The organism is Massilia niastensis DSM 21313, assembly GCF_000382345.1.
Classification (GTDB): domain Bacteria; phylum Pseudomonadota; class Gammaproteobacteria; order Burkholderiales; family Burkholderiaceae_D; genus Telluria; species Telluria niastensis.
The window spans coordinates 99,651-108,607 of record NZ_KB908095.1 but is presented as its reverse complement, the minus strand read 5'-3'; the positions used below and the strand labels follow the sequence as shown (position 1 = coordinate 108,607).

The 8,957-nt window shown below is 63.9% G+C and carries 10 protein-coding genes; 7 read left to right on the top strand and 3 right to left on the bottom strand.

Annotation, left to right across the window (positions count from 1 at the left end; translation table 11 throughout):
* Nucleotides 1-273, top strand: a 273-nt coding sequence (locus H162_RS33230; protein ID WP_020653248.1) for a transposase, incomplete at its 5' end; no start/stop codon positions are given.
* Between the two features lie 154 nt (nt 274-427).
* Here the strand turns inward: H162_RS33230 and H162_RS0113675 are convergent.
* Together H162_RS0113675 and H162_RS0113670 are read right to left on the bottom strand one after the other, a co-directional pair.
* A complete protein-coding gene (locus tag H162_RS0113675) occupies nt 428-1,063 on the bottom strand; it encodes a hypothetical protein (RefSeq protein WP_026354615.1) in 636 nt (211 codons plus the stop codon).
* A gap of 19 nt (nt 1,064-1,082) precedes the next feature.
* Entirely contained in the window at nt 1,083-1,670 is a 588-nt protein-coding gene (locus H162_RS0113670) for a hypothetical protein (protein ID WP_026354614.1), read from the bottom strand.
* A gap of 190 nt (nt 1,671-1,860) precedes the next feature.
* On the opposite strand from H162_RS0113670, the gene H162_RS0113665 reads away from it, so the two are divergent.
* Both H162_RS0113665 and hrcA read left to right on the top strand, forming a co-directional pair.
* Complete coding sequence (locus tag H162_RS0113665) at nt 1,861-2,565, top strand: HAD family hydrolase (RefSeq protein WP_040787350.1); 705 nt, start codon at nt 1,861-1,863, stop codon at nt 2,563-2,565.
* A gap of 90 nt (nt 2,566-2,655) precedes the next feature.
* A complete protein-coding gene (gene hrcA / locus H162_RS0113660) occupies nt 2,656-3,672 on the top strand; it encodes a heat-inducible transcriptional repressor HrcA (protein WP_020654039.1) in 1,017 nt (338 codons plus the stop codon).
* A gap of 61 nt (nt 3,673-3,733) precedes the next feature.
* On the opposite strand, the gene fur is transcribed toward hrcA, so the two are convergent.
* Nucleotides 3,734-4,165 carry a ferric iron uptake transcriptional regulator gene (gene fur, locus H162_RS0113655; protein ID WP_020654038.1) on the bottom strand — a complete coding sequence of 144 codons (432 nt, stop codon included), beginning with the start codon at nt 4,163-4,165 and terminating at the stop codon, nt 3,734-3,736.
* Nucleotides 4,166-4,380: 215 nt separating this feature from the next.
* Between fur and H162_RS30820 the strand changes: the two genes are divergently transcribed.
* From H162_RS30820 to leuS, 4 genes are all read left to right on the top strand, one after another.
* On the top strand, nt 4,381-4,995 hold the full coding sequence (locus tag H162_RS30820; RefSeq protein ID WP_211223702.1) for an outer membrane protein assembly factor BamE: 615 nt from the start codon (nt 4,381-4,383) through the stop codon (nt 4,993-4,995).
* Between the two features lie 12 nt (nt 4,996-5,007).
* A complete protein-coding gene (gene dapB, locus H162_RS0113645) occupies nt 5,008-5,817 on the top strand; it encodes a 4-hydroxy-tetrahydrodipicolinate reductase (protein WP_020654036.1) in 810 nt (269 codons plus the stop codon).
* Between the two features lies 1 nt (nt 5,818).
* Nucleotides 5,819-6,145: a barstar family protein gene (locus tag H162_RS0113640; RefSeq protein WP_020654035.1), complete on the top strand. Its 327-nt coding sequence runs from the start codon at nt 5,819-5,821 to the stop codon at nt 6,143-6,145.
* Nucleotides 6,146-6,303: 158 nt separating this feature from the next.
* Complete coding sequence (gene leuS / locus H162_RS0113635) at nt 6,304-8,955, top strand: leucine--tRNA ligase (RefSeq protein ID WP_020654034.1); 2,652 nt, start codon at nt 6,304-6,306, stop codon at nt 8,953-8,955.
* Nucleotides 8,956-8,957 lie beyond the last annotated feature (2 nt).

Below are 8,957 nucleotides of genomic sequence, written 5' to 3'. Positions count from 1 at the left end.
TGGCAGACATCCGGCGGGTGGCAGTGGCTGCGCGCCTGGCGAAGCTGGCTGAAGATGGCAAACGACAGCGGGATCGAGCCGCTAAGGAAATTCGCCACCAAGTTAAAACCCTACTGGCGAGGCATCGCAGCGCGGCTGCGCTGGCCGATGCATACCGGCCAGCTCGAGGGCATCAACAACCGTATCAAGGTGATGAAGCGGATGGCCTATGGCTACCGGGATAGCGACTTCTTTTTCCTCAAGATCAAAGCCGCGTTTCCCGGAAATCCGTGATGAACCAAAAAAAAGCCCGCCGGGAGGCGGGCTGAAATCCAATTCTTTTCTGAGGAGAGTTGGAGGAGACAGGAGTTAGTATGCTGCGCTACAGCATATAAGTCCAATTTCCCTTTCAAATACTCGACATAAGAATTGCGTATAACTGATGAGCTCAGGTGCGCGGTACGCAGTTGACGTTGATGTTGGTCACCGGCGCGTCGCCCATGACGCCGGTCGGGTTCGACACGGTGCACACCAGGCCGTCCGGTTGCTTGACCACGGTCACGCCATAGCTCACGTTGTAGGGAACCTCCAGCGGCATCGCATAGTCGAACGTGGTCGCGTTCTTGGTCAGGGTCAGGATGCCGGTGGTGCTGCCGTTCGCCAGTTGCAGTCCGTCGACGGTCAGGCCGCTGATCTTGCCGCCGATGGCAAAGTCATTGATGAAGCAATTGACGATGACATTGATCCGCGCCAGGCGGCCGGCGGTATCCTTGTTGATCAGGTCGTTGGTGAAGGTGCCGGGGAACTCGCAGGTCTGGTGTTGCGGCTGGCGATCGATCAGGACGTGGTACTCATCGCCGTATTCCAGCTTGTTCGGGAATGCAAAGGTCACCGGATCGCCGGCCTTGGCCGGCGGCGCAACATTGATTCTCGTGCCGCCATTAATCAGAACCAGGTCAGGATAGACCAGGCCGCCGATGGTGCCGGCCACCGTGAACTCGGCTTTGTCGCTACCGCCACCACACGCGGCGAGACCCAGGGCCAGCGTCAGCGCGAGCGCCGGACGGATCAGGGAAGACTTCATTCGGTTTGCTCCAGGAGAATTAAGGGGCGCAGGTGACGACCACGTTGGTGACGTCGTTGGCGCCCATGGTGCCGCTGCCATTGGCGACGGTGCAGGACTGGTTGGCAGGTTGCTGCAGGACCGCGACGCCATAGGCGGCGTCTTCGGACACCTTGGCCATGGTGAACGAGGTCGCGCCGGCGCCGAGCGTCTGGCGATCGGCGCCGTTGACCAGGACCAGTTCGCCCTTGAGGCCGGTAATGGTTCCCTTCAGCTCGTGGGTCTTGATGGTGCAGATGACCTGGACGGTCTGGACGTGGAAGGCTGCGCGGCCGCGGCCCTGGCGCACTTCGCAGGTCTCGGTGTTCGACGGGCGCGCCTTGACCTCGACGTTGTACTGGTCGTCGGTCGAGACCAGGGTCGGGAACGCGAAGGTGCCGGCGCCGGTGCTATTCGCCGGCACCGGGACGGCGTAGTCGGAACCGCCATTGTTGGTCAGGACCAGGCCCGTCTTCGTGACACCGGCAAAGGAGCCACCCAGCACCAGCTCGCCGTCGCCGCCACCGCAGGCGGACAGGGCGAGCGTGCAGGCCAGCGCGGCGCCGGCACGCAGGTAGGAACTCTTCATAATTTCTCCAAAAGATCAGCGGGAATGCGCGGCAGCGCAGTTGGATAGACAAATCGCCCAACATTTTAGTGCATTTGCCAAGCAGCAGGTCTATTTGCCTTTGTATCACGGTGTAACGGCCGGGTATGATTGATTTTCGGGGAGCGGCTCGCTATGCTGGAAGCGCCTTCCCATCCTACCCCCACGCACTATGACGAGACCCTGGCCGAAAGCCGTTCTGTTCGATTTAGACGACACTTTGTGGCCGATCGCGCCGGTCATCATTGAGGCCGAGAAAATTCTCTATGCATGGCTGGCCGAGCATGCGCCGCGGGTGGTCCGGCAGTACACGATCGACACCCTGCGCCAGGCCAGGCTGGAACTGCTGGCGCGGCGGCCGGAATTCGAGCTCGACCTGGGCGCGCTGCGGCGCGCCGGCCTGATCGCCGCGTTCGAGCAGGCCGGCGAGGATGTCGGCAAGGTGGAACTGGCGATGGTCGAGTTCTTCGCGGCGCGCAACGCCGTGATTCCCTATGACGATGTATTGCCGGGACTGCTGCGCCTGAAGAGCCGGGTGCGGATCGGTTCCATCACCAACGGCAATGCCGACCTGGAGACGATCGGACTGTCGCGCCATTTCCACGGCTCGGTCTCGGCGCCCCGGCTCGGCGTGGCCAAGCCCGATCCGGCGATCTTCCTGGCCGGCTGCGAGGCGCTGGACGTGGCGCCCGGGGAGGCCGTGTATGTCGGCGACAACCTGCTGCTCGACGTGCAGGGCGCCCAGCGCGCCGGCTTGCGCGCGGTCTGGATGAACCGCATCGGCCAGGTCAACGAGCTCGCACACGAGGTGCGGCCGGACGGCGAAGTGAGCAGCCTGGATGAGCTGCTGAGCTGGCTGCAACAGGAACATGGCTGATCCGGCGCACACAATCCTTGCGCTGACGGGCTGCGTCCCAACGTACAATATGATCAGCGCAAAGCTTTTTGCTCCCAAGAATCAAGAACCATGTCAATCGATCATCGTGCCCAAACCCTGCTGAAAGCGCTTGTCGAACGCTATATCGCCGACGGCCAGCCGGTAGGCTCACGCGCGCTGTCGAAGATTTCCGGCCTCGACCTGTCGCCGGCGACGATCCGCAACATCATGGCCGACCTCGAGGAAATGGGCTATGTCTCCAGCCCGCACACCTCGGCCGGCCGCATCCCGACCCCGCGCGGCTACCGCCTGTTCGTCGATACCCTGCTGACCGTGCGCCACCTCGACGACAAGACGGTCGACGCCGAGCGCATGCGCCTGCCGTTCCAGCAGCCGCAGAAGATCATCGCGAACGCGGCCCAGATGCTGTCCTCGCTGTCCCAGTTCGCCGGCGTGGTGCAGAGCCCGCGCCGCGAATCGGTGTTCCAGCAGATCGAATTCCTGCGCCTGTCCGAGAAGCGCATCCTGCTGGTCATCGTCGATCCGCGCGGCGACGTCCAGAACCGGCTGCTGCTGACCGACGTCGACTACACGCCGGCCCAGCTGACCCAGTCGGCCAACTACCTGAACCAGAACTACGCCGGGCTGAGCTTCGACCAGGTGCGCGGCCGCCTGACCGGCGAGCTGCGCCAGCTGCGCGACGACATGGGACGCCTGATGCAGGCGGCGGTCGAAGCCGGCAGCGAGGCGATGGCCGAGGGGGACGACATGGTGATTTCCGGCGAGCGCAACCTGCTGTCGGTGTCGGACCTGTCGTCGAACATGAGCTCGCTGCGCCAGATGTTCGAGATGTTCGAGCAGAAGACCGGCCTGATGCAGCTGCTCGACGTGTCGAGCAAGGCGGGCGGGATCCAGATCTTCATCGGCGGCGAATCGAAGCTGGTGCCGATGGAGGAAATGAGCGTGGTGGCCGCGCCCTACGAGGTCAACGGCCGGATCGTGGGGACGCTCGGGGTGATCGGGCCGACGCGCATGGCCTACGAGCGCGTCATCCCGATTGTCGATATTACGGCGAAGTTGCTGTCGAACGCGCTGAGCCAGCCGTAAAAAAGCACGCCCTGGAAGCGTGCTGGGGACGGGAAAGCCGTCGGGTGCGACTTGGTGCTGCTTAGTGCTGTTTACGCGGGCAGTTCGGCTTGACGCAGTTGCCGTAGATGGCCAGCGCATGCTCCGCGATCTTGAAGCCGCGTTCGACGGCGATCTTGTGCTGGCGCGATTCGATCTCCTCGTCGAAGAACTCCTCGACATGGCCGCAGTCGAGGCAGACCAGGTGATCGTGGTGCGAACCGGCGTTCAGCTCATAGATGGCCTTGCCGGTTTCGAAGTGGTTGCGGTTCAGCAGGCCGGCCTGCTCGAACTGGGTCAGCACGCGGTAGACCGTCGCCAGCCCCACATCCATGTTGTCAGCCAGCAGGATTTTGTAGACATCTTCCGCCGTCAGATGCCGTACTGCGCTGTTCTGGAAAATTTCCAGGATTTTCAGTCGCGGCAGGGTGGCCTTCAGGCCACTGGCCTTCAGGTCGGTCGGGTTGTTGCTCATGTTTGTTACTCGTATATTGGCAGAGTGCTTTATGATATAGCGTTTTGGAGCTCCCGCTCAAGGGAACCTCGAAAAACCTGCTACGCATTGCGCTGTCGGCGGGGCCGCCCAGGCCTGCGATGCTCGCTGTACTCTCGTACAGCTGCGCTTCTCGGCCAACAGTGCTGCCGCTCGCTACGGTTTTTCGAGGTTCCCCCAACGTTTTGAGGTTATCTATGCGCGTCAAACATGCCGTATTTCATCGATTTCCAGCCAGGGCTGCGCTGGCGGCGGGCCTTGCATGCACGCTGATGCTGTCCGGCTGCGCCTCCTGGCGTAACCAGACGCGTCCTGCCGCGCCGGTGAATACGGACCCGGCCGCAACGGCCGCCGACGCCGAAAAATCCGCCGCGGCCGCCAACGCGGGCGCGCAAACCGTCCAGGCCACCAAGCTGCAGAAGTTCTTCTGGGTCTTCTCGCCTTTCCGTCCCGACATCCAGCAGGGTAACTTCGTCTCCCAGGAAATGCTGAACCAGCTGAAGGTCGGCCAGACCCGCGAACAGGTCCGTTTCCTGCTGGGCACGCCGCTGCTGACCGACGCCTTCCACGTCGACCGCTGGGATTACCCGTTCTACCTCGCGCGCGGCAATGGCGAACTGACCACCAGCCGCGTCACCGTGTACTTCAAGGACGACGTGGTCGAACGCTTCGAAGGCGGCAACCTGCCGAGCGAGCGCGACTACATCAACCGCATCGCCGGTCCGGCCAAGTCCACGGGCAAGGCCAAGCCCGAAACCCGTCCGGTCCAGCCGGTCAAGGCCGGCGACGCGCCGGCGCCAATCCAACCGTAATCGGAGCCAGTCATGACGAGCTTGAAAATCGCCGTTGCCGGCGCCAGCGGCCGCATGGGCCGCATGCTGATCGAAGCCATCCAGGCCGCGCCGGACGCGGAACTGGCGGGCGCCCTCGACGTCGCCGGTTCGCCCTTCATCGGCAGCGACGCCGGTGCATTCTCCGGCCAGCTGACCGGCGTGATCATCCAGTCCGACCTGGCGGCCGCCCTGGCCCGGGCCGACGTGCTGATCGACTTCACCCGCCCGGAAGGCAGCTTGCACCACCTCGAGTACTGCGCAGCCAACGGCAAGCAGATGGTGATCGGCACCACCGGCTTCGACGACGCCGGCAAGGCCGCGATCCGCGCCGCTGCCGAGAAAGTGGGCGTGGTGTTCGCCCCGAACATGAGCGTGGGCGTGAACGTCACCCTCAAGCTGCTCGAAATGGCCGCCAGGAGCTTCTCGGAAGGCTATGACATCGAGATCATCGAGGCCCACCACCGCCACAAGGTCGACGCCCCGTCGGGCACCGCCCTGAAGATGGGCGAGGTGATCGCCGACGCGCTGGGCCGCGACCTGAAGGAATGCGCCGTCTACGGCCGCGAAGGCGTGACCGGCGAGCGCGATCCGTCGACCATCGGTTTCGCCACCGTGCGCGGCGGCGACATCGTCGGCGACCACACGGTGCTGTTCGCCGGCATCGGCGAGCGCATCGAGATCACCCACAAGTCGAGCAGCCGCGTGACCTACGCCCACGGTTCCCTGCGCGCCGCGCGTTTCCTGGCCGGCAAGGCCAGCGGCCTGTACGACATGCAGGACGTGATCGGGCTGAAGGGCTGACATGGCCAGCGTGGAACTGAACGGCGCAGCCATCGTCGACGAGGCGGCCTTCCACGCGGAAAGCCGGCGCGCGTTCGGCTTTCCTGAGACCTACACCGACAGCATCGATGCCTGGGTGGATTGCATGAGCTACCTGCGCGACGAGGAGAACATGACCAGGTTCCGTCTCAAGGAGAACGAGACGCTGCAGATCGTCATCCTCGATGCCGGCAAGATGCAGGCGCAGGCGCCTGAGCTGTTCGAAGAGATCGCCTACTGCGTGGGCGGCATCAACGAGCGCTACGAGGATTACGGCGAAAAGCCGGCGCTGGAGCTCGTGCTGCGCTGAAGTTCGGCAGGCAACCAAACGACAACCGCCGTTCCCGCAGCCCGCGGCAACGGCGGTTTTCCTTTGTGGCTGCAGGCGCCGCCAGTGCGCTACGCCGCAGTGCAAGATGAACCAAGTATAATGTCCGGTTCCACCCCCACATTACGTCTGCAGAAATCATGCAAGAAAAATATAGTCCAGCCGAAGTCGAACAGGCCGCCCAGGCCTACTGGAAGTCGATCGACGCCTATAAAGCCGTCGAGAACGACCCACGTTTCCCAAAAGGCAAGTATTACGCCTGCTCGATGCTGCCTTACCCGTCGGGCAAGCTGCACATGGGTCACGTGCGCAACTATACGATCAATGACGTGATGTACCGCTACCTGCGGATGAACGGCTACAACGTCCTGATGCCGATGGGCTGGGACGCGTTCGGCATGCCTGCCGAGAACGCCGCGATGGCCAACAACGTGCCGCCGGCCGAGTGGACCTACTCGAACATCGCCCACATGAAGAAGCAGATGGAGTCGATGGGCCTGGCGATCGACTGGTCGCGCGAGATGACCGCCTGCAAGCCGGAATACTACAAGTGGAACCAGTGGATGTTCCTCAAGATGCTCGAGAAGGGCATCATCTACCAGAAGACCGGCACCGTGAACTGGGACCCGGTGGACCAGACCGTGCTGGCCAACGAACAGGTGGTCGACGGCCGCGGCTGGCGTTCGGGCGCGCTGATCGAAAAGCGCGAAATCCCGATGTACTACGTGCGCATCACCGAGTACGCCGACGAACTGCTCGACTACGTCGACAACAAGCTGCCGGGCTGGCCGGAGCGCGTGCGCGTGATGCAGGCCAACTGGATCGGCAAGTCGGTCGGCGTGCGCTTCGCCTTCCCGCACGTGGTCATGGACGAAGCCGGTGAACTGATCAACGACGGCAAGCTGTACGTCTTCACCACCCGCGCCGACACCATCATGGGCGTGACCTTCTGCGCCGTGGCGCCGGAACACGCGCTGGCGCAGCACGCCGCGAAGGACAACCCGGAACTGGCCGCCTTCATCGCCGAGTGCAAGATGGGCTCCGTGATCGAGGCCGACATGGCCACGATGGAGAAGAAGGGCATGCCGACCGGCCTGTTCGTCACCCACCCGGTGACGGGCGAGCAGATCCCGGTCTGGGTCGGCAACTACGTGCTGATCACCTACGGCGACGGCGCCGTGATGGGCGTGCCGGGCCACGACGAGCGCGACTTCGCGTTCGCGAAGAAATACGACCTGCCGATCAAGCAGGTGATCGCGGCCGAAGGCCAGGAATTCTCGCTCGACGGCTGGCAGGAATGGTACGGCGACAAGGAGCAGGGCAAGACCATCAATTCGGGCAAGTACGACGGCCTGGATTACACCGCCGCCGTCAACGCGATCGCGGGCGACCTCTCGCGCCTGGAGCTGGGCGACAAGAAGGTCACCTTCCGCCTGCGCGACTGGGGCATCTCGCGCCAGCGCTACTGGGGCACCCCGATCCCGATGATCCACTGCGGCGAGTGCGGCTCGGTCCCGGTTCCCGAGCAGGACCTGCCGGTCGTGCTGCCCGAGCACCTGGTCCCGGACGGCACCGGCAACCCGCTGAACAAGGACGAAGCCTTCCTCAAGTGCGACTGCCCGAAGTGCGGCAAGCCGGCGCGCCGCGAGACCGACACGATGGACACCTTCATCGACTCGTCCTGGTACTACATGCGCTATACCTCGCCGGGTTCGGACGAGGCCATGGTCGACGCGCGCAACGATTACTGGATGCCGATGGACCAGTACATCGGCGGCATCGAGCACGCCGTCATGCACCTGCTGTACGCGCGCTTCTGGACCAAGGTGATGCGCGACTTCGGCCTGGTCGCCTTCGACGAGCCCTTCGTCAACCTGCTCACGCAGGGCATGGTGCTGAACGAGACCTACTACCGCGAGGACGCCTCCGGCAAGAAGACCTGGTTCAACCCGGCCGACGTCGAGCTGACCTTCGACGACAAGGGCCGTCCGCACAGCGCCATCCTGAAGGCCGACGGCCAGCCGGTGGAGCTGGGCGGCACCGAGAAGATGTCGAAGTCGAAGAACAACGGCATCGATCCGCAGGCGCAGATCGAGCAGTACGGCGCCGACACCGCGCGCCTGTTCACCATGTTCGCCTCGCCGCCGGAGCAGACCCTGGAGTGGTCGAACAGCGGCGTCGAAGGCGCGAGCCGCTTCCTGCGCCGCGTCTGGGCCTTCGGCTACGCGCAGCGCGAGCGCATCGCGGCCGCGCTGGCGGGCCACCAGCAGGCTGCCCTGGACTCCCTCGACGACGCCCAGAAGACCCTGCGCCGCGAAGTGCACAAGGTGCTGCAGCAGGCCGACTACGACCTGAAGCGCATCCAGTACAACACCGTGGTGTCGGCCTGCATGAAGATGCTCAACACCCTGGAATCCAGCAAGCTGGCCGAGGGAGAGGCGTCGAATGCCGTGGTCGCGGAAGGCTTCTCGATCTTCCTGCGCCTGCTGAACCCGGTCTCGCCGCACATCACCCACGCGCTGTGGCAGGAGCTCGGCTATGCCCAGGTCCATGGCGACATCCTCAACACGCCGTGGCCGGAAGTCGACCCGGCCGCGCTGGAGCAGTCCGAGATCGAACTGATGATCCAGGTGAACGGCAAGCTGCGCGGCTCGGTCAAGGTACCGAAGGAAGCCGACAAGGCGGCCATCGAGGCGGCCGCACTGGCTTCCGAGGCGGTGCAGAAGTTCGTCGAGGGCACGCCGAAGAAGGTCATCGTCGTGCCGGGCAAACTCATCAACATCGTGGTGTAAGC